The organism is Pantoea sp. USHLN298, from assembly GCF_037149395.1.
Taxonomy (GTDB): Bacteria; Pseudomonadota; Gammaproteobacteria; order Enterobacterales; family Enterobacteriaceae; genus Pantoea; species Pantoea astica.
Map to the genome: position 1 here is coordinate 461,631 of NZ_JBBCRO010000004.1, position 26,268 is coordinate 487,898.

The following is a 26,268-nucleotide window of genomic DNA, read 5'->3' on the forward strand; positions in this document are numbered from 1 at the left end:
AACGACGCTCAGGCCCGGCGGTGCGCCGGGCCACCGGCTTAGTGTTTCAGGGTTTTCAGGGTTTTCAGGTAACGCTGATAGTTGTTATCGAAATTGAGCACCATCTGATCGGCAGTCTGACGCCCGGCCAGCAGTAACTGCACGTTCTGGTTCAGTTCGGCATTCATGGTCGGCGTCGCCCAGTCCACGTAGTGGCCTAAACCGTCATAGTCGTTGAGCGTCAGCCAGACCTGATACGCCTCCGCCAGCAGCGGATTGTCCGCCGGCATTTTGGCGGCTTTGTTGGTGCTGGCGGGCAGGAAGCCCACCTTCAGCCAGCGGTCTGCCATCGCATCTGACACCATATAGTTGATGAACTTCGCCGCCGCATCCTGCTGCTCTTTGCCCTTCGCGGTGCTGGTCACCGAGAAGGCCAGATCGGTGCCGCCGACCATCAGCGGCTGTTTCACGCCCTCACCGGCCGGCATCGCGGCAAAGTGAATATCTTTGTTATCTTTAAACTGGCCGAGATACCAGGTGCCGCTCACCAGAAACGCCGCCTGATTGTTCTGGAACAGCGTGGCGGCATCATCGTGACCGATGCCCTGGAAGCCAGGGAAGAAGTAGCCTTTATCGGTCCAGCTCTTCATCATGCTGGCGGCCTTAACCAGTTTGTCATCTTTGAAGCTGCCGCCGACGTCGTAGATCAGATTATCCAGCGTCTTGCGGTCATGACTTTCGATCTGCGCCTGCCACAGCGTGCTGAGCAGTTGCTGACCCATGTTGCCATCCAGCAGACCGAGCATCATCGGCGCGGTGCCCTGCTGCTTCAGCTTCGCCATCGCACTCTCCAGCTCGGCCAGCGTTTTCGGCACCGCGATTCCCGCTTTATCCAGCAACGCTTTGTTGTAGTAGAGTCCGACCATTTCGCCGAGGCTGGCAACGCCGTACAGTTTTCCGCTGCCGAACTCGCCGCTGTCTGACCAGCGGTTACGTTTGAGGATCGAGTCGGGGAAGCGGGTGGTCCAGCCATCTGCGCTGGCGTAACTGTCCAGCGGCACCAGCAGCTTATCTTTGACCAGCGATCCCATATCACCGCCGCCCTGATTGACCTGGGCGATCTGCGGACCGTCGCCTGCGGTCAGTGCCAGCTTGAGCGGAATACGCGTGTCTTCAAATGAGTGAACCGAGCGGTTAATCACGATGCCTGGATTCTGCTGCGTGAACTCTTTGATACCTTCATCCACCGCCGCGGTCTGCTGCGGATAGTTATAGATATCCCACTCATTCAGGGTAACGGCAGCCTGCGCGACGTGGGCAACGCTGCCCGCCAGCAAGCCCGCCGCCAAAAGTCGACCCAGACTGCAAACCCGGAACAAACCAACTGAGGAAACAGACATTATGCTCACCTTCTCCAGACCAGGATCGGCATCCCTTCATCTCACCGCCTGCCATCCCGCAGACTGAAGCCGCATAGAAAATGCACTCACTCATACTTACTTTAATAAAAAAATAAAGTCAAACAGCCAGCTGGTGAAATTGCAACGCTGTGAGCGCGCGCAAATAAACAGCGATCTGCGGCTAAAATCAGCCGTTTGCGCTGGCCGGGTGAAGGATTGCCACGGTGAGAGAGGCTGAAGCAGCCTGCACGCAGCATGATATTCCAGCGCCATTCTGACAAAATAACTGCCTGATAAAACATATGAAAATCCTATCACGCTCACAGTTTACTGTTTTTTCCAGCCGTCAAAGCACAGACAAGTGCCGTGCGCCGGGCGTGTTGGCGATCACAGTTGTGAAGTGAGAAACGGGTAAAGTTTGCTGAACCAGGGGGGTTAGTGCGATAAGGTAATTATTCTATCTTGAAAACTAAGTCCACTTTCATTAACGTAACTTTTATCGGCGGGCAGCCTCTGTCACTGTCCCCTTCATCCACTCATGAGAACTCACCATGGCGAATCAAGGTGTCATTCGTCCGGCGACCCCGGCGGACTATCCGGCGCTCTACCGTATCTGCCTGGAAACAGCGGATGCGGGCGGAGATGCCCGTGCGCTCTACTCTGATCCCGACTATCCCGGCCAGCGGTTTGCCGTGCCTTATGCGCGCTTCGCACCCGATTTTGCGTTTGTGCTGGAGAGCGCCGGTGAGGTAGTGGGCTATGTGGTCGCCGCGCCCGATACCCGCGCCTTCGAGGCGCAGCTGGAAACGCAGTGGTGGCCGCTGCTACAGCAGCATTATCAGCAACGCCGCGCCGACGCCCCGCTCGACGACAAAATACTCGACGCCATTCGCCATCCCGATCGTGCGGCTGACGCGCTGGTTACCCAGTGGCCCGCTCACCTGCATATCAACCTGTTACCGGCCGCACAGAAAGGCGGCTGGGGACGCAAAATGATTGAGCATGAGCTGGCGGCGCTGCGGGCAGCGGGCGTCAGCGGCGTTCATCTTGGCGTCAGCCTGCAAAACGAGCAGGTCTGCGCCTTCTATCAGCGCATGGGATTCACCCCGATTATGCGCAGCAACGCCATCTACATGGGCCAGTTACTCTGAGTGAGGTAGCCGATGACCAGCCTGCGCTTGCAGAATGTGAAGAAGTCTTACGAGCACGTTAATGTGATTCATGGTATCGATCTGACGATCAACAGCGGGGAATTTGTGGTCTTTGTCGGCCCATCCGGCTGCGGTAAATCGACGTTGCTGCGGATGATCGCCGGGCTGGAGGAGATCAGCAGCGGGCAGCTGCTGATTGAGGAAAAGGACATGACGCAACAGCCCGCCACCGAGCGCGGCATTGCGATGGTGTTTCAGTCCTATGCGCTCTACCCCAACATGACGGTGCGCGGTAACCTGGCCTATCCGCTTGAGGTGATGAAGAAGTCGAAGGCGGAGATTAACCAGGCCATTGAGCAGACCGCCGCCCGTCTGCACCTGACCGAACTGCTTGACCGTCTGCCACGCGCGCTTTCCGGCGGGCAGCGGCAGCGCGTGGCGATTGGCCGGGCGATTATTCGTCATCCGCGAATCTTCCTGTTCGATGAACCGCTCTCAAACCTTGATGCCGAGCTGCGCCTGCAGATGCGGATTGAGATCGCCCGGCTGCACGCCTCGCTGGGCAACACCATGATCTATGTGACCCACGATCAGCTGGAAGCGATGACGCTGGCGGATCGGATTGTGGTGCTGCGGCAGGGCCGGATTGAGCAGGTCGGCGCGCCGCTGACGCTCTATCACGACCCGGATAACCTGTTTGTCGCCGGTTTTATCGGCTCGCCGAAGATGAACTTCCTGCAGGCGGAGATCGCGGCGGTCGGAAACGGTGAAGTGCAGCTGCGGCTGCCGGAACTGAAGATAGATGGCCTGGTGCTGAACATCGCCGCGCCGTGCCAGGAAGGACAAACCGTGACGCTCGGCATTCGTCCGGAACACTTTCAGCCCGCCGCGCAGACGCCGGACGCACTGCGCTTTCACGGCGAGCTGGCCTATGGCGAGATGCTGGGCCATACCAACTATCTCTATCTCGATATTGGCCGGGAGCAGATGCTGGTCGTGGAAGAGCGTGAGGCGCATCAGCGTGAGCTGGGGGCGCAGGTCGAACTGGGGATTTCCGCCGCCCACTGCCTGCTGTTTGATCAGCAGGGATTACGCCTGCGTTAGGGCGAAGAGGTGACGATCGGCGGGCGCTTCGGCGCCCGTTTTGCTGGCAGAAGCGGTCAGGTGACCGGCTCTTCATCCGCCTGGGCGGCCAGCAGGTCGAGCAGACGATTCACCGCAAAGCCGGCCGCGCCGAGTGCCCACATCCGGTTGGATTCGGTGAGAAACTGCAGCGGCGTCATATGTGGCGTCAGTTTCAGCCGGTAAGCCTGAAAGCTCTGGGTGATGTGGTCGAGCAGAATGCGTGACGCCATATGCGGCTCCATCGCCAGATAGACCACGTCCGGATCGTAGGCCACCGACAGGTTCGCCAGCGAAATCCCTAATTCCCGTCCCGCCTCTTCCAGCGCCGCCAGCACCTCAGGCGTCGGGCGCTGATCCAGCGCCTGTAAGGTCAGCGTGGCCGGTTCGTCTTCCGCCACCCGCTGTAAAATAGCGCGCGAGGAGGCCACATCTTCCAGCAGGCGCAGCGAGCCATCCCCGACCAGCCCGTTACCGATCTCGCCCGCTTTGCCGTGGCGACCGCGATAGAGCTGACGATTAAGGATAATCCCGGCGCCGATCCCTTTACCGTAGGTGGCAATCACCGCCGACTGGGCGGTGCCCAGCTGGCCAAACACCAGTGCCGCCATTGCCATCGCGTTGGCGTCATTCTCAATAAACACCGGCAGCGAGAAACGTTCCTCCAGCTGGCGGGCAATGGGAACGTTATCCCAGTCGAGCACCTTCGAGCGGATGCAGTAACCATTTTCGGCATCCACCAGTCCCGATAACGCCAGCCCGATGGCCCCGACCCGCTTCTCTTCCACCCCGCGCAGAAATTTCGCCAGAGCATCACCGAGCTGGCGTGGGGACATGCTGCCCGGCGGCATCTGCTGTTCACCCAGCAGATTGCCACTGAGATCGGTCATGACGATCAGGTTACGCTCTGCGTTGAGCTGGATGCCGATGACGCTGGCACGATCGGGATTGAGTCCGAGCAGCGTCTTTGGCCGCCCCATCGACACGCGCCGCAGTCCCAGCTCCTGCACAATCTCTTGTGCCAGCAGGCGATTGGTCGCTTGCGAAACCGTCGACATGCTCAGCCCGCTGCGGACTTTCAGGTCGGACTGGCTAATCGGCGCATTTTCAACAATCAACCGCAGGATGCGTGCAGTCACGTTGGGAGCGGTCATAAATTCCTCAGATTGACGCACTGACGCTGGGGAACCGGCTTCAGGTCAGTGATGGGGTAAAGGGAGCGGGCTGGTCGCCGGCAGCCAGCGTCCGGGCGAGCGTTAAGGCTCCGCTCAGCGCGTCACCCAGCGGCGTGACCAGCCGGGTCTGAATATCGGTCGCCAGCCAGCGGTAAACCGGCGCGGCCAGCCCGCCCATCAGTGCGACCCGTCCATTGCTCAGCGCGGTCAGACGACGCACCATCATGCCGATATCGGCTGCGGTCTGCTGCAGCAACGCCTGCGCATGGTCATCACCGGCGCTGGCCGCCGCGAAAATCTGCGGTACCACGCGCGCCCAGTCGGCAGGCGCGGCGGTACGGGTCCACAGCAGCATGGCTTCCGGACTGTGATCAAACTGCGCCATCAGCTGCTGCGTCAATGCGCTGTGTTCAACCATCGCCTCGTGGGCCAGCAGCGCCAGACGCAGCGCCCGGCGACCCAGCTCCGCGCCGGAACCCTGATCGGAAAGCGCAAAGCCCCAGCCACCCAGCAGCGTGAAGCGCTCGCCATCCCAGGCCGCGCCCTGACTGCCGGTGCCAATAATAAATACCGCGCCAGGCTGCCCGGCGTGCGCGCCCGCACAGGCGATTTCCACATCGCTGACCACCTGCAATGCGGCACAGGCAGGCTGCCAGCCGGAGAGACGCGCCTGCACCGAGGCGACGTTGGCACCGGCTAATCCGGCCACCAGTGAGGTCTGCGCCAGCGCCTGCGGCGTTAATCCGGCCAGGGAAAATACCCGATCAATCAGCTGTTCAACGCAGGCCAGCGCCGCCTCATACTGCGACCAGACGTTGGCGGGTCCGCCCGTGGCTTCCGCCAGCACCGTACCCTGAAGGTCGGTTAACCGCGCACGACACTGGGTGCCGCCGCCATCAATGCCAAGGAGATAGTGTGATTGCACGCGCTTCCTCCCGCCTCCACTGATTAAGAGTTGTTGCCATCATCAGCGAACGATAGGGTAAAAAAACTTAAATCGCAATAACAAATAAATATGGCAATAAAAGATTGGCTCTTTTTTGTTAATTTACATAGAGATAACACAAAACACCCCGCAAAACGCGCAGGCGGATATTGACATTACTTTTTCTGTCGTAATAAGTTGATGGTCAGATTATCAACAGCCGCGCCGGGCGACGGGCGGGCTCTGCATCATCCGAATTCAGCATCAGGGGTTTAACATGAAAGTAGGCATTATCGGTCTCGGCTTTCGTCTGTCCCACGTGATTAAAGAGTTTAACAACGCCGACGACGCCTTCTCGGTAGTGGGTTATTACGACCCGGCACCTGCCGGACTGCCCAATCTGCACAGCTTCGCTATCGATCCGGGCCAGTCGTTTGAGTCGATTGAGGCACTGTTGCAGCACGGCGGTATGGATGTGGTGCTGGTCGGCTCACCCAATTTTCTGCATCTTGAGCATGTCGGCCAGGCGCTGGCAGCGGGCTACACCGTGTTTACGGAAAAACCGGTGGTGATCAATGAACAGCAGACCATGGAGATGGCCAAGCTGGTGCGGCAGTATGGCGAGGCGCGCATTCTGGTCGGTCTGGTGCTGCGCTATTCCCCGCTCTATCACGATCTGCTGGCGGCGCGTGACGCTGGCCGGCTGGGCGAGATCACCTCGATTGAAGCCACGGAACATATCAAGCCGTATCACGGCGCTTTCTTCCAGCGCGACTGGCGGCGGCTGGAAAAGTACGCCGGCCCCTATATTCTGGAAAAATGCTGCCACGACATCGATCTTTATCAGGGCTTAATGCAGCAGCGTCCGGTGCGGGTTGCCAGCTTTGGTGGCCGTAAATCCTTTACGCCAGCCCATGCGCCGCAGGGTGCAATCACCGCCGACGCAGAGGTGTATCACATCAAGCCCAGCGGCTGGTCCAGTACCGATGCGGTATTCGACAGCGACGCCGATATTGTCGATTACCAGACCGCGCTGATTGAATATGCCGGCGGTGCCACCCTCGCCTTTCACGCCAACCTCAACGTGCCGGATGAGTTCCGCCGTTTCTGCGTGATCGGCACTGACGGCATGGCTGAAGGCGATTTCGTCCGTAACTACTTCCGCGTTCACAACGCGCGCAGCGGCGAGAAAGAGATCGATACCGCCTACAGCGGCAATGCTTACGATGGCCACTACGGCGCTGACGCGCTGATGGCGGAAGAGATCGTCAAACACATTAAACAGGGAACGCCGCTGAAAGTTTCAGTGGTGGACGCGCTGGAAGCGGGCCTCACCGCGATAAAAATCGATGAGGCGCGCAAAACCCGCAGCGTAGTGGACATGCGTGAAAGCTGGCAAACATTTGACGCCAACCTGGGAAAAACCGGGGCCTGATGGCCCTACCTGCGGGTCGGCCTCCCCCGTCGCCCCACAGGCTGTGACTAGCGGTATGACTGGAACCTGACTGTAACCGGCCTGCGGGCCGGTTTTTTTATGCCGGATCGACGTCGTTCTCCAGCTTCTGACGCCGCCGTAAATGCGGAAACAGCTTCATCCACAGCGCCACCACCACCAGCGTGCCAATACCGCCAATCGCCACTGCCGGTACCGCTCCCAGCCAGGCCGCCAGCAGCCCCGACTCAAATTCCCCCAGCTGATTAGAGGTGTTGATGAAAATGGCGTTCACCGCATTGACCCGCCCGCGCATCGCATCCGGCGTATCGAGCTGCACCAGCGCGCCGCGAATCACCATGCTGACCATATCAAATCCGCCCAGCGCGGCCAGCGCCAGCAGCGACAGCCAGAGCTGACTGGAGAGCGCGAACACCAGCGTCGCGACGCCAAAACCGGCCACCGATCCGAACATAATCATGCCGACATGCTTGTCCAGCTTGTGACGACTCAGCCAGATCCCCACCAGCAGCGCGCCTACCGACGGCGCACCGCGCAGCATCCCTAATCCCCACGGTCCGGTGTGCAGAATATCTTTCGCAAAGATCGGCAGCAGCGCGGTGGCACCGCCCAGCAGCACCGCAAACAGGTCCAGCGAGATCACTCCCAGCACATCTTTGCGCTCACGGATGAAGTGAATCCCGGCAAACAGGTTCTTCATGTTCATCGGCAGCCGCGGCTGGCTGGGTCGCTGATAGCGCAGCAGGGCGACCAGCGTCAGCGAGATAAAATAGAACAGCCCGGAGACGCCATAAACCACTTCAGGACCGGCCACGTAGAGCAGTCCGCCCAGGGTCGGTCCGACAATCACCGCCGCCTGCCCGCCCACCGAGTTCATCGCCATCGCGCGCGCCAGAATCGACGGCGGCACCAGTGATGGCAGCATCGAGGACATGGCGGGCCACTCCAGCGCTTTGGCGACCGCAATCATAAACACCAGTCCCCACAAAGCGGTTTTATCGACCGAATGAAACAGCGTCAGCACCACCAGCCCCAGCAGTGCGGCAAACTCCACCAGCTGACCGAACAGCACGATACGTCGCCGATCGTACTGATCGGCCAGATGTCCGGCCGGCAGCGCCAGCAATACCGAGGGGAGAAACTGCATCAGACCGATCATGCCTAACGCCAGCGCACTGTTGGTCAGTGCGTAAATCTGCCAGCTGATCGCCACTGAAAACATCTGAAACCCAAACGACGAGCAGGTGCGTGCCAGCCAGAATGCGACAAACGTCCGGTGTCGCCACAGCGACTCTTCTGCTGCCGGTGCCATCAATCCCATGTTCTATCCCATATTAAGTGATGATTCCCGCGTTGTTGCGCGGTGTTATTGGTGCAGTCTGACGGCATGATAAGGGTCAGGATGCGCGGACCGGCCGCGTCAGCCTTGCCTGCCTGCACGGCCAGCGGGTCTCATCGGGATCTGCCCTGATAATTACCAGCCTATTGGTCCTTACTGTTGAATATATTCCAGGTAATCATCAGACGCCAAAGGAATAATTTTCTCTTTCATATCGGCTTTATTTACTTTTTCCGGCAACAAAGGGGTGATTTGGAATAAGCAGTTGATCTATATTTATTCACGCGTTCAGAAAAATGCGACTTTTTATATCAATAATTATCAACACCACCTTTTATATTGCATTTCATAGAGATAATGAAAAACAGTTTATATAACCCCTATGTGACTGAACCTATCCATCATGTTGAGCGACAAGTCGCTGGCATTTGCTATAGCGTTCCCTATCTTCAACAAACTCAGGACAGCAGTAATATACTTAATACACACAACATTATTTCGCTACACAATCAAATTGCTACTGAAGCAGCATTAATGATTATTCCGGTTGAGGCTATTCGTTTACAGGGAATGATTGCCCTGCCGGAAGCCTATTTGCATTTACAGGACCCGCGTGTCCGGGTAGGGATTAATTATCGCAGTTTAGTGGCGCACGGCGCGTCACTGCTTGAATTAACGGAGAAATTTAATTTCTGGCTGTATGATTTTGCTCCACCCGGTGCCGACTGGCGATTACTGGAATCGTTCCCCTTTTCCGGTATTGTTTTAAGCGAACCGTTCTTTAAAGATAATTATCAAAAATTCACCTTCCCTTATTTTATGGCGTCGTTTCGGGAAAAAGGGGCAGAAGTGATTGTCCGCAGTCAGTCGCCAGCTTTAACGGCGGAGCAGTTCGCTGAGATTAATATCAGCGGCTGGCAACAACAACGCTCGGATGGCGAACTTATTAGCTGCTGATTCACAAATCCTGCCTTCCGGCGTTAAGGGCACATGGCGGTGCGCTTAACGTCTCATAACCCCCCATAAAATGTCGTATGACTTCGTATGTGAAGCGATTTAAGCTAAAAAAATCAAACCTTGATCTAATTTTGCTATAACATTTAACACAAAGGGATCGTCTGACTTAGCGGAAGAGAGATTTAAGAACACCCTTCATCATTTGTACTTGATAACTGAAGACAACCTATCTGGTTGTTTTCGTGTGTTTTATGGCAACGAAACGAGGTCGATATTATGGGGAAAAACTCCTCATCTTTTGGCGTAATTCGTTTCCTGACGGTGCTGTTCGCAGTGCTGACGGGTGCGTTTATGCTGATTGGCGGTATTTGGTTAGCCGCCATTGGTGGTTCCTGGTATTACATCGTCGGCGGTGCAGCAATGCTGATCACCGCTTTCCTGCTGTGGCGTCGAAACAGCGCCGCGCTGGTGGTATACGCCCTGCTGCTGCTGGCTACGCTGGCCTGGGGCGTCTGGGAAGTCGGTACTGACTTCTGGGCGCTGGCACCGCGTACCGATGTGCTGGTGATCTTTGGCGTCTGGCTGGTGCTGCCGTTTGTCTGGCGCAGCCTGCACAATGTGGGTAAAGGTCCGCTGGGTGCCATGGCCGTGGCGCTGATCGCCAGTGCGGTGGTACTGGCTTACGCCGTGTTCAACGATCCGCAGGTCATCAACGGGACGCTGCCGGAAACCGCTGACAACGCCCCGCAGGCACAGCCGCTGAGCAACATTCCGGACGGTGACTGGCCAGCTTATGCGCGCGATCAGCAGGGAACCCGCTTCTCTCCGCTCAAGCAGATTAATCATCAGAACGTTAAAGAGCTGCAGGTCGCCTGGCAGTTCCAGACCGGTGATTTAAAAACCGCCAACGATCCGGGTGAAATCACCGACGAAGTGACGCCGATTAAAATCCGCGACACTCTTTACCTCTGCTCGCCACACCAGATCCTGTTTGCACTGGACGCGGCTACCGGCAAACAGAAGTGGAAATTTGATCCGGGCATGAAGGTGAATCCAACCTTCCAGCACGTCACCTGTCGCGGCGTCTCTTATCATGAAGTGCCGGCCGCTGCCGATGCAGCTAACAGCCAACCTGCGCTCTGCTCACGTCGCATCTATCTGCCGGTCAACGATGGTCGTCTGTTTGCGCTGGATGCGGAAACCGGCGAACGCTGCCCGTCATTCGGCGTCAACGGCGAGCTGGATCTGCAACACAAACAGCCCGTGACCACGTCAGGTCAGTATGAGCCGACTTCACCGCCGGTGATTACCAACACCACCATCGTGATGGCGGGTGCAGTCACCGATAACTACTCAACCCGCGAGCCGTCAGGCGTGATCCGTGGTTTTGATGTGAATACCGGTAAACTGCTGTGGGTGTTCGATCCGGGCGCGAAAGATCCAAACGCGATACCGGCCGATGAACACACCTTCACCATGAATTCCCCGAACTCATGGGCACCGGCGGTGTACGATCCGAAACTGGATACGGTCTATCTGCCGATGGGCGTGAGCACACCGGATATCTGGGGCGGTAACCGCACGCCAGAACAGGAACGTTATGCCAGCAGCGTGCTGGCGCTGAACGCCACCACCGGTAAGCTGGTCTGGGCCTATCAGACCGTGCACCACGATCTGTGGGATATGGACCTGCCATCGCAGCCGACGCTGGCTGATATCACCGATAAAGAGGGCAACACCGTACCGGTGATTTATGCGCCGGCGAAAACCGGTAACATCTTTGTGCTGGATCGTCGTACCGGCAAGCCGGTTGTTCCGGCTCCTGAAACACCGGTTCCGCAGGGTGCGGCGAAAGGCGATCACGTCTCCGCTACCCAGCCCTACTCTGAGCTGACCTTCCGTCCGAAACAGAATCTGACGGATAAGGACATGTGGGGCGCGACGATGTACGACCAGCTGGTGTGCCGCGTGATCTTCAAGCGTCTGCGCTATGAAGGTCCGTTCACCCCGCCATCTGAGCAGGGTACGCTGGTGTTCCCGGGTAACCTCGGTATGTTCGAATGGGGCGGCATCGCTGTCGATCCACATCGTCAGATCGCGATTGCTAACCCGATGGCGCTGCCGTTTGTCTCGAAGCTGATCCCTCGTGGTCCAGGCAACCCGATCGAACCGCCGAAAGGCGCTGAGGGGGGTTCAGGCACGGAAACCGGTATTCAGCCGCAGTATGGCGTTCCCTACGGTGTTGAGCTGAACCCGTTCCTGTCACCCTTTGGTCTGCCGTGTAAACAGCCAGCGTGGGGTTACGTCTCTGCGGTGGATCTGAAGACCAACAACGTGGTGTGGAAACAGCGTATTGGTACTACCCGCGACAGCGCGCCAGTACCGATTCCGTTCAAAATGGGTATGCCGATGCTGGGCGGTCCGATCACCACCGCCGGTAAAGTGTTCTTTATCGGTGCAACTGCCGATAACTACCTGCGTGCTTACAGCACCGATACCGGTGAGCTGTTGTGGCAGGCACGTCTGCCAGCCGGTGGTCAGGCTACGCCAATGACCTATGAAGCGAATGGCAAGCAGTACGTTGTCATCGCGGCCGGTGGTCACGGCTCGTTTGGCACCAAACTGGGCGATTATGTGATCGCCTACGCGCTGCCAGACCAGAAATAATCCTGTCATCAGCGGTTAACATCAGGCGGACTCCGGTCCGCCTTTTTTGATCGCGCTATCTTTCATCGCCCGCCCGTTCAGCCATCCGCACAGCAGCATCACCGCGCTGGTCGCCAGAAATACCGGCCGCATCCCAAACGATCCCCCGACCAGACCGCCGAACAGCGGGCCCGTCACCTGGCCGATATACTGTGCCGATGTCGAATAGCCCAGCATCCGTCCGACCTGCGATCCCGGCACGCTGTGCCGGATAATAGCGGTGATGCAGGGCAACAGTCCGCCCAGCGCCATCCCCATCAGAAAACGCAGCAATACCAGTTGCCAGGCAGCGGTAATAAAAGCCTGCGGGATCAGCAGCAGCGCACTCACCACTAAGCCCGCCGTCAGCACCCGCTCGTGTCCGACACGGTCCGCCAGCCGTCCGAGCCGCGGTGCGGCGATCACCGTGCCCAGTGCGGCAGCCGACATCGCCAGTCCGGCGACCTGCGTTATCTGGTGATTACCCGACACAAACTCGCCGACATAGAGGGTGATAATCGGTTCAATCGACATCGTAGCGAAGATCAGCAACATGCCTGACAGCCACATCAGCCAAACCCGCCGCTGATTTACCGGTGTTGCTGCAGGCGCTGGCGCGGAATTTTCCCGCGGCGAGGCGGCGGCGCGTGGCTGCTCTTTCAGCAGAAAAGTGGTCGCCAGGAAGGCGAGAAAAATCACCGCGCCGGTTAACCAGAAGGTCTGGCGAATACCGATCAGCGGCGGCAGCACGCCGCCCAGCAGCGGCCCAACCACGTTGCCCGCCATGATACCGGAGGATAATATGCCCAGCGCCCAGCCGGTCTGGCCTTTGGGCGTTTGCGCCGCCACCAGAATGGTCGATCCGGAGGCGTATCCGCCCAGCAAACCCGCCAGCAGACGCAGCGCCACCAGCTGCCACGGCGCGGTCGCCATGCCGATCAGTGACATGGCGATAGCCATCCCGAGGCTGGCGCGGATCAGCATCAGCTTACGACCATAACGGTCAGCCAGTCGGCCCCAGAGTGGCGCGGTCAGCGCCGCGCTGAAAAACGTGGCGCCATAGGCCAGCCCCGACCAGCGCGCAATGGCGGCGGGTTGCTGCACGCCAAGCTGCTGAACGTAGAGCGGCAAAAACGGCAGCAGCAGCGTCATCGCCACGATGGTACTGAATGAGCCCAGCACACAGACCCATAAGTTGCGCTTCCAGTGCTGAAATTCTGCTTTTTCTGCTGGCTGTTGCATAAAGATATCCCGTCATTGATCAGGGATACAGGCTAACCAGGCGCGCCGGATAACAACAGTGGCGGCACGATAGTTACTTTGTGGCGCTGACTGTTGCACTACAGCAACAATCACGGGCTAACCAGCGCGGCGATCAGCGTGTCGCATAATAAGCTGACTGGCGAAGCGGGCTGCAGCGTGTCGTGCAGCAGCAGATAGCTCTGTAGCCGATCCATCTGCCACTCCGGCAGCAGTTGCTGAATATCCCCACGGGCGACCGCTTCCTGCGCCATATAGGAGGGCAGATAGGCGATGCCGCTGCCCGCCAGCGCCGCGTTCAGCAGCGCCATGCTGTTATTGGCACGAAAACGGCTGCGGACATCCAGTGCCAGCCGCTGCTTGTCGCGGCGAAACGGCAGCGCGGCGGTATGCGCCGGCCCATGAAACAGCAGCAGGTCATGGCGCGGCAGCATCTCAGGATGATCGATAGCAGGCCGCTGCGCCAGATAACCCGGTGCCGCATACAGTCCCCACTCAATGTCGCTGATCACCCGAAAATGCCCCTGCTGCGGTGGCCGGGATCGAATCACGATGGCCACATCCACCTGCTCATCCAGCCGATCGTGGTTACGATCGGTCAGATCGAGGTCGACGTTAATGTGCAGATGGCGGCGCAGAAAGCGATTAAGCACCGGCACCACGCACTGACAGCCATAGGTCACCGGCGCCTGCAGACGTACGTTACCGGCCGGTTGCTGATGCAGTTGCTGGACAAAGGCATCGGCCCGTTGCACTTCTGCCAGCATCCGGACGCAATAGGGATAGTAAGCCTGACCGAGCTCGGTCAGCGCCAGTCGCCGGGTAGTGCGCTGCAACAGCCGGATGCCGAGCCGCAGCTCAAGACGGGAGATTTCGCGGCTGACGTGGGATTTAGACCAGCCGAGCGCCCGCGCCGCTTCACTGAAACTCTGGAGTTCCACCACCCGCGCAAACACCAGCATGGCGGTTAAATTAGCACTGTTTTCCATGCGTTACCGCTCCGATACCCTGAGGATTCTGGCATCAAACTAGCATGTTCGGGGCAGCTTACGGCGGCAGGTCAGTAAAAAAGAAGGGATGGGATCAGACAGCGGAGCCGTGCCTGCCGACCTTCCCGCGCGTTTCATCTGGCGGGAAGGCCATCAAAGGCATCAACTGGCCATGGCCAGCGGAAACAGTAACCGGTCCGGCTCGACCCGGCGCTGGCGGCGTAGCTGGCCTGGCGTCATCATAAAATAGTTTTTGAAGGTGCGGGTGTAGGCCTGCTGGGTGTCGAACCCGTAGTTCATGGCGACCTGCAATATCGCTTCATTGCTGCTCAGCAGCGTCAGCGCAGATTCGGTTAACCGGCGCTGTCGGATATATTCCGCCAGGGAAAATCCGGTATGCTGGCGAAACAGCCGTTGCAGATGCCAGCGGGAATAGCCAGAGCGACGCGCCACCTCATCCAGATGCAGATCGTGTCCTAAGTTGTTCTCAATCCAGTCCAGCAAACTCCGAATAAACTCGCGCTGATTCATGGGTTCCTCCTGATTTACGCTGATGTGCAGTGAACCCACTTTACCCGGTTAAATTTATCCCTTAATTAGCAGAAAATTAGCGCAGAATTAGCAACCGCCAGATTCCGGCCTGCGGCCCCCTTTATCGGTCAGATAACGGCAACAACCTGCCTGAATAATAAGCATTAAGTGATCCTGGCAATCCGGTAAAATAATTTGCGTTAAGTTACATCGGCGTCGATTTAACTCTTTTTCGATGCCTCCTGGCGGCCAGCATTTAAATAATTTGTGTTAAGTCACCGTCGAATCCGCCAGGCTAATTTGCGTTAAGTCACACCCGATTCGCCCCTATAATTCGTATTACCGCAAGGCGGCCAGACGTAGCCAACGCCGCTGTAGTACGAAGTATGACGGCGGAATGACGGCGGATAATTCTGACCTAACAATTGATGTATAAACTCTCTCCCATCTTTACGAAGGAGATCAGCCATGCGCGTGTTATTGGTTGAAGATGATGAAATGATCGGCGCGAACCTGCAGCAGGCTTTAGAGGGCGCGGGCTGGTCGGTGGACTGGGTACGCGATGGCGTTTATGCCCATAACGCCTGGAGCGAAGGCGGCTACAGCTGCGTGTTGCTGGATCTCGGCTTACCGCGTGATGACGGATTGCAGGTGCTGCGCCGGGCGCGCGGGCGCGGCGATTCTACGCCGGTGCTGATCCTGACTGCGCGCGATACGGTGGCGCAGCGGATACAGGGGCTCGACAGCGGCGCTGACGATTACCTGCTTAAACCTTTTGATCTGCAGGAAGTGCTGGCCCGGATGCGGGCGATTACCCGACGTCGCCACGGTGCGGCGGATTCGGTGCTGGGCAGCGGCGATGTGCAGCTGGATATGATGACGCGCGAAGTGCTCTATAAGGGCCAGCGCGAGCAGCTGACCGCGCGCGAATATGCCCTGCTTTATGCCTTGCTGGAGCGTCCCGGCGCGATTCTCTCGCGCGAGCAGCTGGAGAACCGTATTTACGGCTGGGGCGACGAAGTGAGCAGCAACGCGGTTGATGTGCTGATCCACGGGATGCGGCGCAAGCTGGATAACGACGCGATTCGCAATGTACGCGGGCTGGGCTGGCGGGTGCCGGCAATATGAAACCGTTCCCCTTTATGCGTTCGTTACGCAATAAATTACTCAGTACGCTGCTGATTATTCATCTGCTGATGATTGGCGGCGTCACCTGGTATTTTTTCAGCTGCTATGGCGACATGGTCGGCACCATGAAGGACGATCAGCTGTCGAAAATCGCCGATGCCTGGTCGACCAACAAGCAGATGCCGGCACTGATGCCGATGCTCATTCCGCCTGACAAGGCGAAGAGCGCTTTTGTGGTGCAGCTGTGGGATAACCAGGGCAGGCTGCGTGCCAGCTCGTGGCCGGAACTGCACGCACCGCTGCAAGCCCAGCGCGGTTACCGCGATGTCGATGTGGGCCATTGTGATGACTGCGAATGGCGTATCTACACCCGACCCGGTCAGCCAGGCAGTGAGATCAAGACCATTCAGGTGATGCACAACCTCAGCTACATGAAAGCGCTGATGGTCAAACGGGCGCTGTCGGCGATCATTCCGTTGATCCTGATGATGCCGCTGTCGCTGCTGGTGATCTGGCTGGTGGTGCGGAAGATCACCCGCGATCTGCAGGTCGCCTCGCGGCAGATCGCGGCGCAGGAGACGCATCATCCGCACAATGTCTCACCGGAAGGCTTGCCGGATGAGATCCTGCCGCTGGTTGCCGCGTATAACGCGTTGCTGAATAAGCTGCGCGAGGCCTGGTCATCCCAGCGGCAGTTCCTGGAAGATGCCGCTCACGAACTGCGAACCCCGGTCACCGCTGTCACGCTGCAGCTGGAGAATCTGCGTCAGCATATTCAGCCGGGCGAGGCCAGCCGGCAGTTCAGCCAGCTCGAAGCGGGCGTGAGGCGTACCCGTCACCTGGTGACCCAGTTGCTGAACGTCTCCCGTCAGGAAGATCAAAGCGTGGTGGCCAGCATTGAGCAGATTGAACTGGAAGATCTGCTGAAAGAGAGCATTGAGCAGTTGATGGTGGTGGCCGATAAACGCGGCATCGATATCGGCTTTAACGGCTCGACCCAGTATCGCCTGCAGGCCAGCCGCTCTGAACTGCGTAGCCTGTTCGACAACCTGATTGGTAACGCCATGTTGCATACGCCGGAAGGGAGCCTGGTGGATGTTCTGCTGCATCGGGTGGCGGGCAAGACGGTGGTGGATATTGTCGATAACGGACCGGGTATGCCGGAATCCTTTATTGAACGCGCCTTTGACCGTTTCACCCGCTCCCCTGACGTTAAAGCGCAGGGCAGCGGTCTGGGTTTATCGATTGTGCGCAGCGTTGCGCAGAAACATCAGATTCATGTCGCCCTTTCCAATTGCCTGACGCCACAGGGTGCAATTTGTGGTTTGCAGGTCCGCGTCACTTTTCCCTGATCCCGCACGTTTGATCGCGAACCAGACAACGTAAACGGTTGCCTGGTTCCGTTCGATCACCGCCATTATTGTGAAGCACGTCACATTTTCACTGAATTGTAATGCAACACTTTTTGACAAACGTGAGCAAAATCTATTTTCTATCGCTATGTTGCAGGCACGCTACGCGGGCTGGAAACTGGCTGTTATGTCCTGAATAACTCACTCCCCACCCCGGGATCGACTTCTCTCTGACTGCGCCTGCTGTGCAGCGGTCAAAAGCATGTGGTTAATGATAATGAAATTCAAAACGTTGATAGCAGGTGCCGTACTGGCATGTTCCTGGACGGGTGTTGCGCAAGCCGCTGATAGCGATCCGCAATATCTGTCCGACTGGTGGCATCAGAGCGTAAACGTGGTGGGCAGCTACCACACGCGCTTCGGGCCGCAGTTTAACAACGACGTTTATCTGGAATATGAAGCGTTTGCCAAAAAAGACTGGTTCGATTTCTACGGTTATCTCGATCTGACCAACTTCTTCGGCGCGGGTAACAGCAACGCCAACGGTATTTTTGACCACGGTTCGCCGATGTTTATGGAGATTGAACCGCGCTTCTCGATCGACAAACTGACCGGCACCAGTCTGGCCTTTGGTCCGTTCAAAGAGTGGTATTTCGCCAACAACTACATCTACGACATGGGCCGCAACAGCGATAACCGCCAGAATACCTGGTATATGGGTCTGGGCACCGATATCGATACTCACAGCGATGTGGGTCTGTCACTGAACGTCTATGCCAAATATCAGTGGGAAAACTACGGTGCGGCAAATGAAAACAGCTGGGATGGCTATCGCTTCAAGGTGAAATACTTTGTGCCGATCACCACGCTGTGGGGCGGTAACCTTGGCTATGTCGGCTTCACCAACTTTGACTGGGGTTCCGATCTCAACGAGAAAGGCGGTTCGTCGCGCACCAGCAACTCAATCGCCTCCAGCCATATTCTGTCGCTGGGTTACGATCACTGGCACTTCTCAGCCGTGGCGCGTTACTTCCACAATGGCGGTCAGTGGGCGGATGGGCAGGAGCTGAACTTCGGTAGCGGTCCGTTTGAAGTGAAATCGACCGGCTGGGGTTACTACCTGGTGGCGGGTTACAACTTCTGATGAGCAGGCGGCTGGCTGCAAGGCTGGCCGTGCTCAGGCGACCCTACAACGGCGCCGCTGTCACCGGCGCCGATCCCGCATCCTGCTTTATTCCTGCGGCTTCACCACGTTGATGCGCCACGGAATGCCGAACTGATCGATAAACATCGCAAATCCATTTGACCAGAACGTCTCCTGCCACGGGGTCGTCACTTTGCCGCCCACGGACAGTTTTTCAAACCAGGTTTTGCCCTGCTCTGCATCCGTGGTGGCGAGGCTGACCGCGTAACCGGCGTGATCCGAGGCCGGCGGCTTCTGCGTGTTACCGTCGCTCAGCATCAACTCTCCCTGACCGATACGCAGATGCGCGTGCATAATTTTTTCCGGCGGCTGCGGCGGCGCAGATTGATCGCCTACCTGCTCGCCCTGCTCTGGCATATCGCCAAAGGTCATTTTCTCCAGCAGTTTCCCGCCTGTGGCCTGCAGGTAAAACTCGATTGCCTCTTCACAGCGACCATAGAGAAACAGATATGGACAGACTTGCATCGTCACCTCCGATTGTGGGTTGAACTCACATTTACGCGAATACACCAAGTGTAGACGATGAGAGAACGCTACCCGTCAGCGCTGGCAATAACGACGAAATAACTGCGCCATATAACTGCTCATCGGCGTCAGCGCGGTATCCTTACGCTGAATCAGATAAAAGATCGCTTTCGGCAGCGGTTCGTCCAGCGACAGCGCCACCAGCGAGCGGCCGAGAATCGGATCGTCGATCACATCCACCGATAAAATACTGATGAAATCGCTTTGCGCCACCAGGCTGGTACAGGCCATAAAGGTTTCGCAGGTCACCACAATTTTGGGTGCCATGCCGCGCTCGTCAAACAGATCGTGCAGTAAGCGATAGTAGCTGCCCTTGGGCGTCGGCATGGTCCAGTCCGCCTGCTGCAACTCGGCCAGCGAGCGGGCCTTCTCCAGCGGATGGCCCTTGCGCACCACCACTTTGTACTCGCGCTCCATCATTCGCTCATACATCAGCTCCTGATCGAGATGACTTTGATCGTAGGTATTGATGGTGAAATCAAGCGCGCCCTGCCGCAACTCATGCACCATCGACACCAGTTGCCCTTCTACGATGCGCACCTTCACCAGCGGGTATTCACGGTGAAACTGGTTAATCACCTGCGGCATGATGGTGCGCGCCACGCTGCCGCCGACGCCGATGTTCACCTGCCCGCCGCCCAGCCCCAGCCGCTGCTGGATATCCTCCTGCGCCACCCGCAACTCCGCCAGCACCAGACTGGCATGTCGAAAAAAGTTATCACCGATATCGGTTAAGACCACGCCCTGCTGACGGCGGATAAACAACCGGGCACCGAGTTCACGCTCCAGTTCCTGAATCGCTTTGGTTAATGCCGGCTGCGAAAGCCCGGAAAGACGGCTTGCCGCCCGGATACTGCCCTGGCGTGCCACGTCAACAAAGGCGCGCAGCTGATGAAGTTTAAGGTTAGCAGTCATAGTTTTTGTGATAACCGTTGTTTATCAGTCACAAGATATTCGCATCTTATGCCGGCTAATACCATTGTGTAGATTCGAGGCAGTGCGTAAAAAACCAACAGTAAGGACAGTGCCGATGAATACCCTTTCCGACCTTATCAGCGCCCGGCTGGCGCAGCTCAAAAGCTGGCGCCGGGAGTTCCATCATTACGCGGAATCTGGCTGGCTGGAGTTCCGTACCGCCACGCGGGTCGCCGACGAGCTGCACAAGCTGGGTTATCACCTGCAACTGGGCCGTGAGGTGATCGACGCCGATGCGCGTATGGGCTTACCCAGCGAGACCGTGCTGCAGCAGCAGGAAGCCCGGGCACTGCAGCAGGGCGCGTTACCGCAGTGGATCAGCCACTTCTCCGGTGGGTTTTGCGGCATCGTTGCCACGCTGGAAACCGGTCGTCCCGGCCCGGTGATCGGCTTCCGGGTCGATATGGACGCGCTCGATCTCAATGAGAGTCAGGCGGAAGATCACCTGCCACAGCGTGAAGGCTTCGCCTCCTGCAATCCCGGCATGATGCACGCCTGCGGACACGACGGCCACACTACCATCGGCCTCGGCCTCGCCTCGGTGCTGATGGCGATGAAAGCTCAGCTGAGCGGCACGATTAAACTCATTTTCCAGCCCGCCGAAGAGGGGGTTCGCGGTGCCAGAGCGATGGTGGCGGCTGGCGTGGTGGATGATGTTGATCTGTTTACCGCTATCCATCTCGGCACCGGCGTGCCAGCGGGTGAGCTGGTGTGTGGCAGCGACAGTTTCCTCGCCACCACCAAACTCGACGTCAATTTCACCGGCGTCGGCGCGCATGCCGGTGGCCGACCGGAAGAGGGCCGCAATGCCCTGCTGGCGGCGGCTCAGGCAACGCTGGCGCTGCACGGTCTTACCCAGCACAGCGGCGGTGTGGCGCGTGTCAACGTTGGCGTACTGCAGGCCGGTACCGGACGTAACGTGGTGCCCGACTGTGCGCTGCTGAAAGTCGAAACCCGCGGCGTCACCAATCAGGTTAACGATGACATCTACCAGCAGGCGCTGCGGGTCATCGCTGGCGCGGCGGCGATGTATGGCGTTGAGCACCAGATCACGCTGATGGGGGCCGCCCGCAGCTGCACCCCAACCCAGCCGTGGGTCGATTTTATCCATCAGCAGGCAGAGGCGCTCGGCATCTTCGATTCGGTGGTCGATCGTAAGGCTCAGGCGGCCGGATCGGAAGATGCCACTTACATGATGGAGCGGGTGAAGCAACGCGGCGGTCAGGCTTCGTATGCCATCTTCGGCTGCGATCTGGCGGCGGGTCACCATAACGCGAAGTTCGACTTTGATGAGCAGGTGATGCCCGTGGCGATCGCGATGCTGGCAACCCTGGCGCTGAATCAGGCGCAGTTTGACGGAGGCCGATGATGGAAGCGTTCATTGCTGATTATATCGACCGTCATCAGGCGCGCTTCAGCGCACTCAGCGACGCCATCTGGGATACGCCGGAGACCCGCTTTGCCGAGACCCGCTCCTGCGCGCTGCTGGCCGATGCGCTGGCGGCGGAGGGCTTCACGGTAGAACGCGGCGTGGGCGGCCTGGATACCGCCTTTATTGCCAGCTTCGGCAGCGGTAAACCGGTGATTGCCATCCTTGGCGAGTTTGATGCGCTGGCGGGCCTGAGCCAGCAGGCGGGATGCGCCCGCCCGCAACCGCTGGAGGCCAACGGCAACGGTCACGGCTGCGGCCATAACCTGCTCGGTACCGCAGGCGTGGCGGCAGCCAGTGCGGTGAAAGCCTGGATGCAGCAACATCATACCGGCGGAACGGTGCGCTTTTACGGCTGTCCCGGTGAAGAAGGCGGCTCCGGCAAAACCTTTATGGTGCGCGAAGGGCTGTTTGATGATGTCGATGCCGCGGTGACCTGGCATCCCGAAGGCTTCAGCGGGATGTTTAATCTGCGCACGCTCGCCAATATCCAGGCGGCATTCAGCTTCAAAGGCGTCGCGGCACATGCCGCTAACTCACCGCACCTCGGTCGCAGCGCACTGGATGCGGTCACCCTGATGAACACCGGTGCCAATTTTCTGCGTGAGCACATCGTGCAGGAAGCACGGCTGCACTATGCGGTGACTAACAGCGGCGGCGTCTCGCCGAATGTGGTACAGGCCGACGCGGAAGTGCTCTACCTGATCCGCGCGCCGGAACTGCAGCAGGCGCAGGATATTTACCAGCGGGTGATCAATATCGCCCGCGGCGCGGCGCTGATGACCGACACCACCCTGACGGTGCGTTTTGACAAAGCCTGCTCTGACTACGTGCCCAATCGCGCGCTGGAAGCCGTGATGGAGCGTTATTTGCATCAGTTTGGTCTGCCCGATTACAGCGATGAGGAGCGAGCGTTCGCGGCAGAGATACGCGCCACCCTGACCGACGACGATCTGCGCAATGCGCGGCTCAACGCAGCCCGAACCGGCGGCGAAGCAGGCCAGGCCTGGGTTGAGCAACTGGGTGACCGGCTGTTTATGGATCAGGTAGCGCCTTATGCCGTGACGCGCGAGCTGCTGTATGGCTCAACGGATGTCGGGGATGTGAGCTGGGTGACGCCGACCGCGCAGTGCTTTGCGCCCTGCTTCACCTTCGGTACGCCGCTGCATACCTGGCAGCTGGTGGCGCAGGGTCGCACCAGCATCGCGCATAAGGGGATGTTTCTGGCTGGCAAAGTGATGGCCGCCACCGTCGTCACGCTGTTGCAGGATTCGGCGGCGCTGGCCCGCTGTCAGGCGGAGTTCGATCGGGTGCGCGCCTCACAGCCTTATCACTGCCCGATCCCGGCGGGGATCACACCGACAAAACTGGCCGAATGAGCCAACGGCCGCGTCACCGGCGCGGACCGCTATAAAAAAATATGATTGCAAACACCTTCCCGGATTCCGGCGTGCCGTTTGTAACCTATCGCCGGACGTCTCACTCAACGACTGGCGTCAGCGAACGCGCACCCGGATGACGGGACACAAGACGAGACCAGAAACTATGGAAGCAACATCAGAGAACCGCAGCCCTGGGCGACTTTTTAGCTGGGTTGAGCGGGTGGGAAATAAAGTTCCTAATCCCTTTTTACTGTTTGTCTATTTGATTGTGGTGCTGATGATCGCCACCGCCATTATCAGTGCGCTGGATCTGGCGGTTAAAAACCCCAGCAACGGCGAAATGGTGCGGGTAAATAACCTGCTGAGCGTTGCTGGCATTCAGTGGATCCTGCCCAACATCATCAAAAACTTCAGCAGTTTTACCCCGCTGGGATCGATTCTGGCGCTGGTGATTGGTGCCGGTCTGGCGGAAAAAGTCGGCTTACTGCAGTCGCTGATGGTGAAGATGGCGTCGCGCGTCAACCGCCGCTACGCCAGCTACATGGTGCTGTTTATCGCCTTTTTCAGCCATATCTCTTCCGATGCGGCGCTGGTGGTGATGCCGCCGCTGGGCGCGCTGATCTTCCTGGCGGTCGGCCGTCATCCGGTGGCCGGACTGCTGGCGGCGATTGCCGGTGTGGCCTCCGGCTTTACCGCCAACCTGCTGATCGTCACCACCGACGTGCTGCTTTCCGGCATCAGTACCGAAGCAGCCAAAGCGGTGAGCGACACGGTGCACGTCAGCGTCATCGATAACTGGTTTTTTATGGCGACCTCGGTGATTGTGCTGACCCTTGTCGGAGCGCTGCTGACCGATAAATTTGTTGAGCCGCGCCTGCCACAGTGGCAGGGCAGCGGCGAAAAACTGGCGGCTCTTACGCCGCTGGAGAACCGCGGCCTGCGCGCCGCCGGGATTGCCGCCCTGCTGTTTATCGCCCTGATGGCGCTGCTGGTGATACCGGAGAATGCGCCGCTGCGTAACCCCACCAGCGGGGCCATTATTCCCTCGCCGTTTATTCAGGGTATTGTGCCGATCATTATTCTGTTCTTCTTTGTGGTGGCGATTGCCTATGGCGTGGTGACCCGCCAGATCCGCCGTCCGGATGATATTCCGCAGCTGCTGGTCGATCCGATGAAAGGGATGGCGGGGTTTATTGTAATGGTGTTTCCGCTGTCGCAGTTCGTGGCGTTCTTTAACTGGAGCAACATGGGCAAGTTTATGGCGATCGGCCTGACCGACGTGCTGGAGAGTGCCGGCGTAAGCGGCGCACCCGCCTTTCTCGGGCTGATGTTCCTGTCGGCGTTTCTCTGCATGTTTATCGCCAGCGGCTCGGCGATCTGGTCGATTCTGGCGCCGGTGTTTGTGCCGATGTTTATGCTGCTCGGCTTTCATCCCGCCTTTGCGCAGATGATTTTCCGTATCGCCGACTCGGCGGTGCTGCCGCTGGCGCCGATGTCGCCGTTCCTGCCGCTGTTCCTCGCCTTTTTGCAGCGCTACCAGAAAGATGCGCAGCTCGGCACCTACTACGTGCTGATCTTCCCCTATCCGCTGGTGTTCTTTATCAGCTGGATTGCGCTGCTGGTGGTGTGGTACTGGCTGGGACTGCCGATCGGACCGGGCATCTGGCCGCATCTGCCGTAATGCACAACGCCACGGACGGCAAAAAGTGCAACGTACGTTGCTAAAAACTCACCAACATGCCTCTCGGCAACCGCAGGCGAATTGATTATTCTGCTATTTCTTCGCGTGCTAAGGGTTAACTATTTTAATAAGCATCAGCCCTGCGATTCCTGCAAACACTGCCCGAGGTCTGCCCCGACATGACAACCACCGTTACCACCGGGATCACGCCGATGCCTGCCGCATCGGCCTCCCGTTCCAACTTAGCTGGCCGTATTGATGCCCTGCCCTCGTCCGCCGGATTATGGCGCTTTATCACCCTGCTGGCGCTGGGCGGCTTTTTCGAACTCTACGATCTGTTTGAAACCGGCTATATCAGCTCCGGCCTGCTGGCGGCCGGACTGTTTCACACCGGCGGCGCTGGCGTGTTCGGATTCTCCGATCAGGCGGCGTTTGCTTCTGCCACCTTTCTCGGTCTGTTTATCGGTGCCAGCCTGCTGGCTCCTTACGCCGACCGCTTTGGCCGCCGTCTGACCTTTATGTGCGCGCTGTTGTGGTACGGCCTGTTTTCACTGCTGATGGCGTTTCAGCAGAGCGCAGAGATGATTATCCTGTTCCGCCTGCTGGTGGGTATCGGCCTCGGCGTCGAGCTGGTAACCATCGATACCTATCTGTCGGAATGGGTGCCCAGTCATCTGCGCAGCCGGGCGTTCGCCTTCGCCTTTTTTGTACAGTTTCTGTCGGTGCCCGCCGTGGCACTGATCTCCTGGTGGCTGGTGCCACAAACGCTGCTCAGCCTCGAAGGCTGGCGCTGGGTGGTGATCGCCGGTGCGGTCTGTTCGCTGGTGATCTGGTTGATTCGCAAAAACCTGCCGGAATCGGCGCGCTGGCTGGCACAGCAGGGCCGTCATCAACAGGCACACCAGGTGCTTTCTACCATGGAACAACGCTGCGGCCTGACGCCAGGCGCGCCCTTTCCGCCCGATGACGCCGCCGCACAGCTGCCAAAACGGGGGCGTTTTCGTGAAATCTGGTCACCCGCATACCGCCAGCGCACCCTGATGCTGGTGGTGATGAACTTCTTCCAGGCGATCGGCTTCTTTGGTTTTGGTAACTGGCTGCCTGCGCTGCTGTCGGGCAGCGGCACCACGGTGACCCACAGTTTGCTGTATGCCTTTTTTATCACGCTGGCCTATCCGCTCGGTTCGCTGATCTCCAGCCGCTACGCGGATAAGCTGGAGAATAAATGGCAGATCGTGTTGTCATCGCTGATGACCGTGGTGTTCGGCACGCTGTTTGCCTTTCAGACCCAGCCGCTGATGCTGATCGCCTGTGGTTTCCTTATCACCTGGTCTAACGCCTGGCTGACCTTCAGCTATCACGCCTATCAGACCGAGATTTTCCCGACCCACATTCGCGCCCGTGCCGTTGGCTTCTGCTATTCGTTCAGCCGTCTCTCTACGGTGTTCAGCAGTATCCTGATCGGTGTGATTTTGCAGTACGCCGGTACGCCAGGCGTGATCGCCTTTATCGTACTGAGCATGTTGATTGTGATGCTGTCGGTGGGCTTGTACGGACCTAAGACCCGCGGGATCGATCTGGAGAATATCTAGCAGAAAAGAAGCGGCCGGTACCGCCAGGGTACCG

The 26,268-nt window shown here is 58.4% G+C and carries 22 protein-coding genes; 12 read left to right on the top strand and 10 right to left on the bottom strand.

From position 1 onward, the window contains the following. Window positions 1-38: 38 nt before the first annotated feature. Both WFK59_RS13085 and WFK59_RS13090 read right to left on the bottom strand, forming a co-directional pair. On the bottom strand, window positions 39-1,379 hold the full coding sequence (locus WFK59_RS13085) for an extracellular solute-binding protein (protein ID WP_336755955.1): 1,341 nt from the start codon (window positions 1,377-1,379) through the stop codon (window positions 39-41). 101 nt (window positions 1,380-1,480) lie between these two features. Further along, complete coding sequence (locus WFK59_RS13090; protein ID WP_233985525.1) at window positions 1,481-1,681, bottom strand: hypothetical protein; 201 nt, start codon at window positions 1,679-1,681, stop codon at window positions 1,481-1,483. A gap of 249 nt (window positions 1,682-1,930) precedes the next feature. On the opposite strand from WFK59_RS13090, the gene WFK59_RS13095 reads away from it, so the two are divergent. Then, a complete protein-coding gene (locus tag WFK59_RS13095) occupies window positions 1,931-2,530 on the top strand; it encodes a GNAT family N-acetyltransferase (RefSeq protein ID WP_336755956.1) in 600 nt (199 codons plus the stop codon). A 12-nt stretch (window positions 2,531-2,542) separates the two neighbouring features. After that, window positions 2,543-3,634 carry an ABC transporter ATP-binding protein gene (locus WFK59_RS13100; protein WP_233985527.1) on the top strand — a complete coding sequence of 364 codons (1,092 nt, stop codon included), beginning with the start codon at window positions 2,543-2,545 and terminating at the stop codon, window positions 3,632-3,634. A 56-nt stretch (window positions 3,635-3,690) separates the two neighbouring features. On the opposite strand, the gene WFK59_RS13105 is transcribed toward WFK59_RS13100, so the two are convergent. Further along, the gene (locus WFK59_RS13105; RefSeq protein ID WP_233985528.1) at window positions 3,691-4,806 is read right to left on the bottom strand and encodes an ROK family transcriptional regulator; all 1,116 of its coding nucleotides are present in this window, start codon (window positions 4,804-4,806) and stop codon (window positions 3,691-3,693) included. A 40-nt stretch (window positions 4,807-4,846) separates the two neighbouring features. Then, complete coding sequence (locus tag WFK59_RS13110; RefSeq protein WP_336755957.1) at window positions 4,847-5,752, bottom strand: BadF/BadG/BcrA/BcrD ATPase family protein; 906 nt, start codon at window positions 5,750-5,752, stop codon at window positions 4,847-4,849. Between the two features lie 277 nt (window positions 5,753-6,029). On the opposite strand from WFK59_RS13110, the gene WFK59_RS13115 reads away from it, so the two are divergent. Continuing rightward, on the top strand, window positions 6,030-7,187 hold the full coding sequence (locus tag WFK59_RS13115; protein WP_233985530.1) for a Gfo/Idh/MocA family protein: 1,158 nt from the start codon (window positions 6,030-6,032) through the stop codon (window positions 7,185-7,187). 97 nt (window positions 7,188-7,284) lie between these two features. Here WFK59_RS13115 and WFK59_RS13120 read toward each other — a convergent pair whose 3' ends face one another. After that, window positions 7,285-8,526, bottom strand: a complete 1,242-nt coding sequence (locus WFK59_RS13120) for an MFS transporter (protein ID WP_233985531.1) — start codon at window positions 8,524-8,526, stop codon at window positions 7,285-7,287. 375 nt (window positions 8,527-8,901) lie between these two features. On the opposite strand from WFK59_RS13120, the gene WFK59_RS13125 reads away from it, so the two are divergent. Together WFK59_RS13125 and WFK59_RS13130 are read left to right on the top strand one after the other, a co-directional pair. Next, window positions 8,902-9,501 carry a hypothetical protein gene (locus WFK59_RS13125; protein WP_233985532.1) on the top strand — a complete coding sequence of 200 codons (600 nt, stop codon included), beginning with the start codon at window positions 8,902-8,904 and terminating at the stop codon, window positions 9,499-9,501. Window positions 9,502-9,777: 276 nt separating this feature from the next. After that, on the top strand, window positions 9,778-12,168 hold the full coding sequence (locus tag WFK59_RS13130; protein ID WP_233985533.1) for a glucose/quinate/shikimate family membrane-bound PQQ-dependent dehydrogenase: 2,391 nt from the start codon (window positions 9,778-9,780) through the stop codon (window positions 12,166-12,168). Window positions 12,169-12,189: 21 nt separating this feature from the next. On the opposite strand, the gene WFK59_RS13135 is transcribed toward WFK59_RS13130, so the two are convergent. The 3 genes from WFK59_RS13135 to WFK59_RS13145 all read right to left on the bottom strand — a co-directional run bounded on the left by WFK59_RS13135 (window position 12,190) and on the right by WFK59_RS13145 (window position 14,966). Continuing rightward, on the bottom strand, window positions 12,190-13,428 hold the full coding sequence (locus WFK59_RS13135; protein WP_336755958.1) for an MFS transporter: 1,239 nt from the start codon (window positions 13,426-13,428) through the stop codon (window positions 12,190-12,192). A 110-nt stretch (window positions 13,429-13,538) separates the two neighbouring features. Beyond that, the gene (locus tag WFK59_RS13140; protein WP_233985535.1) at window positions 13,539-14,435 is read right to left on the bottom strand and encodes a LysR family transcriptional regulator; all 897 of its coding nucleotides are present in this window, start codon (window positions 14,433-14,435) and stop codon (window positions 13,539-13,541) included. A 162-nt stretch (window positions 14,436-14,597) separates the two neighbouring features. Next, on the bottom strand, window positions 14,598-14,966 hold the full coding sequence (locus WFK59_RS13145; protein ID WP_003855685.1) for a helix-turn-helix domain-containing protein: 369 nt from the start codon (window positions 14,964-14,966) through the stop codon (window positions 14,598-14,600). 468 nt (window positions 14,967-15,434) lie between these two features. On the opposite strand from WFK59_RS13145, the gene WFK59_RS13150 reads away from it, so the two are divergent. The 3 genes from WFK59_RS13150 to WFK59_RS13160 all read left to right on the top strand — a co-directional run bounded on the left by WFK59_RS13150 (window position 15,435) and on the right by WFK59_RS13160 (window position 18,590). Next, the gene (locus tag WFK59_RS13150; protein ID WP_094122195.1) at window positions 15,435-16,094 is read left to right on the top strand and encodes a response regulator; all 660 of its coding nucleotides are present in this window, start codon (window positions 15,435-15,437) and stop codon (window positions 16,092-16,094) included. Continuing rightward, entirely contained in the window at window positions 16,091-17,446 is a 1,356-nt protein-coding gene (locus tag WFK59_RS13155) for a sensor histidine kinase (RefSeq protein WP_336755959.1), read from the top strand. Before WFK59_RS13150 ends, WFK59_RS13155 begins: the two co-directional genes overlap by 4 nt. Before the next feature lie 277 nt (window positions 17,447-17,723). Then, window positions 17,724-18,590 (top strand): nucleoside-specific channel-forming protein Tsx, encoded by an 867-nt coding sequence (locus tag WFK59_RS13160; RefSeq protein ID WP_336755960.1) that lies wholly within the window; start codon window positions 17,724-17,726, stop codon window positions 18,588-18,590. A gap of 87 nt (window positions 18,591-18,677) precedes the next feature. Here WFK59_RS13160 and yjdN read toward each other — a convergent pair whose 3' ends face one another. Continuing rightward, entirely contained in the window at window positions 18,678-19,115 is a 438-nt protein-coding gene (gene yjdN / locus WFK59_RS13165; protein ID WP_094122193.1) for a VOC family metalloprotein YjdN, read from the bottom strand. A gap of 75 nt (window positions 19,116-19,190) precedes the next feature. Next, window positions 19,191-20,090, bottom strand: coding sequence for a LysR family transcriptional regulator (locus tag WFK59_RS13170; RefSeq protein ID WP_233985537.1), 900 nt, complete (start codon window positions 20,088-20,090; stop codon window positions 19,191-19,193). Window positions 20,091-20,205: 115 nt separating this feature from the next. Here WFK59_RS13170 and WFK59_RS13175 point away from each other — a divergent pair, with 115 nt between their 5' ends. The 4 genes from WFK59_RS13175 to WFK59_RS13190 all read left to right on the top strand — a co-directional run bounded on the left by WFK59_RS13175 (window position 20,206) and on the right by WFK59_RS13190 (window position 26,234). Further along, window positions 20,206-21,519 carry an amidohydrolase gene (locus tag WFK59_RS13175; protein ID WP_336755961.1) on the top strand — a complete coding sequence of 438 codons (1,314 nt, stop codon included), beginning with the start codon at window positions 20,206-20,208 and terminating at the stop codon, window positions 21,517-21,519. Next, window positions 21,516-22,958, top strand: a complete 1,443-nt coding sequence (locus WFK59_RS13180; RefSeq protein ID WP_336755962.1) for a M20 family metallopeptidase — start codon at window positions 21,516-21,518, stop codon at window positions 22,956-22,958. The genes WFK59_RS13175 and WFK59_RS13180 overlap by 4 nt, the downstream gene beginning before the upstream one ends. 166 nt (window positions 22,959-23,124) lie before the next feature. Beyond that, window positions 23,125-24,642 (top strand): p-aminobenzoyl-glutamate transporter, encoded by a 1,518-nt coding sequence (gene abgT, locus WFK59_RS13185; protein WP_336755963.1) that lies wholly within the window; start codon window positions 23,125-23,127, stop codon window positions 24,640-24,642. A 179-nt stretch (window positions 24,643-24,821) separates the two neighbouring features. Beyond that, window positions 24,822-26,234 (top strand): MFS transporter, encoded by a 1,413-nt coding sequence (locus tag WFK59_RS13190; RefSeq protein WP_336755964.1) that lies wholly within the window; start codon window positions 24,822-24,824, stop codon window positions 26,232-26,234. The last annotated feature ends 34 nt before the right edge of the window (window positions 26,235-26,268 follow it).

What these genes read in the sequence shown, in the direction of transcription:
- abgT (WP_336755963.1), top strand. Translation starts at nt 23,125, where the DNA reads ATGGAAGCAACATCAGAGAACCGCAGCCCTGGGCGACTTTTTAGCTGG.
- WFK59_RS13160 (WP_336755960.1), top strand. Translation starts at nt 17,724, where the DNA reads ATGAAATTCAAAACGTTGATAGCAGGTGCCGTACTGGCATGTTCCTGG.
- WFK59_RS13095 (WP_336755956.1), top strand. Translation starts at nt 1,931, where the DNA reads ATGGCGAATCAAGGTGTCATTCGTCCGGCGACCCCGGCGGACTATCCG.
- WFK59_RS13105 (WP_233985528.1), bottom strand. Translation starts at nt 4,806, where the DNA reads ATGACCGCTCCCAACGTGACTGCACGCATCCTGCGGTTGATTGTTGAA.
- WFK59_RS13120 (WP_233985531.1), bottom strand. Translation starts at nt 8,526, where the DNA reads ATGGGATTGATGGCACCGGCAGCAGAAGAGTCGCTGTGGCGACACCGG.
- yjdN (WP_094122193.1), bottom strand. Translation starts at nt 19,115, where the DNA reads ATGCAAGTCTGTCCATATCTGTTTCTCTATGGTCGCTGTGAAGAGGCA.
- WFK59_RS13175 (WP_336755961.1), top strand. Translation starts at nt 20,206, where the DNA reads ATGAATACCCTTTCCGACCTTATCAGCGCCCGGCTGGCGCAGCTCAAA.
- WFK59_RS13150 (WP_094122195.1), top strand. Translation starts at nt 15,435, where the DNA reads ATGCGCGTGTTATTGGTTGAAGATGATGAAATGATCGGCGCGAACCTG.
- WFK59_RS13115 (WP_233985530.1), top strand. Translation starts at nt 6,030, where the DNA reads ATGAAAGTAGGCATTATCGGTCTCGGCTTTCGTCTGTCCCACGTGATT.
- WFK59_RS13135 (WP_336755958.1), bottom strand. Translation starts at nt 13,428, where the DNA reads ATGCAACAGCCAGCAGAAAAAGCAGAATTTCAGCACTGGAAGCGCAAC.
- WFK59_RS13190 (WP_336755964.1), top strand. Translation starts at nt 24,822, where the DNA reads ATGACAACCACCGTTACCACCGGGATCACGCCGATGCCTGCCGCATCG.
- WFK59_RS13145 (WP_003855685.1), bottom strand. Translation starts at nt 14,966, where the DNA reads ATGAATCAGCGCGAGTTTATTCGGAGTTTGCTGGACTGGATTGAGAAC.
- WFK59_RS13155 (WP_336755959.1), top strand. Translation starts at nt 16,091, where the DNA reads ATGAAACCGTTCCCCTTTATGCGTTCGTTACGCAATAAATTACTCAGT.
- WFK59_RS13170 (WP_233985537.1), bottom strand. Translation starts at nt 20,090, where the DNA reads ATGACTGCTAACCTTAAACTTCATCAGCTGCGCGCCTTTGTTGACGTG.
- WFK59_RS13090 (WP_233985525.1), bottom strand. Translation starts at nt 1,681, where the DNA reads ATGTTTTATCAGGCAGTTATTTTGTCAGAATGGCGCTGGAATATCATG.
- WFK59_RS13180 (WP_336755962.1), top strand. Translation starts at nt 21,516, where the DNA reads ATGATGGAAGCGTTCATTGCTGATTATATCGACCGTCATCAGGCGCGC.
- WFK59_RS13100 (WP_233985527.1), top strand. Translation starts at nt 2,543, where the DNA reads ATGACCAGCCTGCGCTTGCAGAATGTGAAGAAGTCTTACGAGCACGTT.
- WFK59_RS13130 (WP_233985533.1), top strand. Translation starts at nt 9,778, where the DNA reads ATGGGGAAAAACTCCTCATCTTTTGGCGTAATTCGTTTCCTGACGGTG.
- WFK59_RS13125 (WP_233985532.1), top strand. Translation starts at nt 8,902, where the DNA reads ATGAAAAACAGTTTATATAACCCCTATGTGACTGAACCTATCCATCAT.
- WFK59_RS13085 (WP_336755955.1), bottom strand. Translation starts at nt 1,379, where the DNA reads ATGTCTGTTTCCTCAGTTGGTTTGTTCCGGGTTTGCAGTCTGGGTCGA.
- WFK59_RS13140 (WP_233985535.1), bottom strand. Translation starts at nt 14,435, where the DNA reads ATGGAAAACAGTGCTAATTTAACCGCCATGCTGGTGTTTGCGCGGGTG.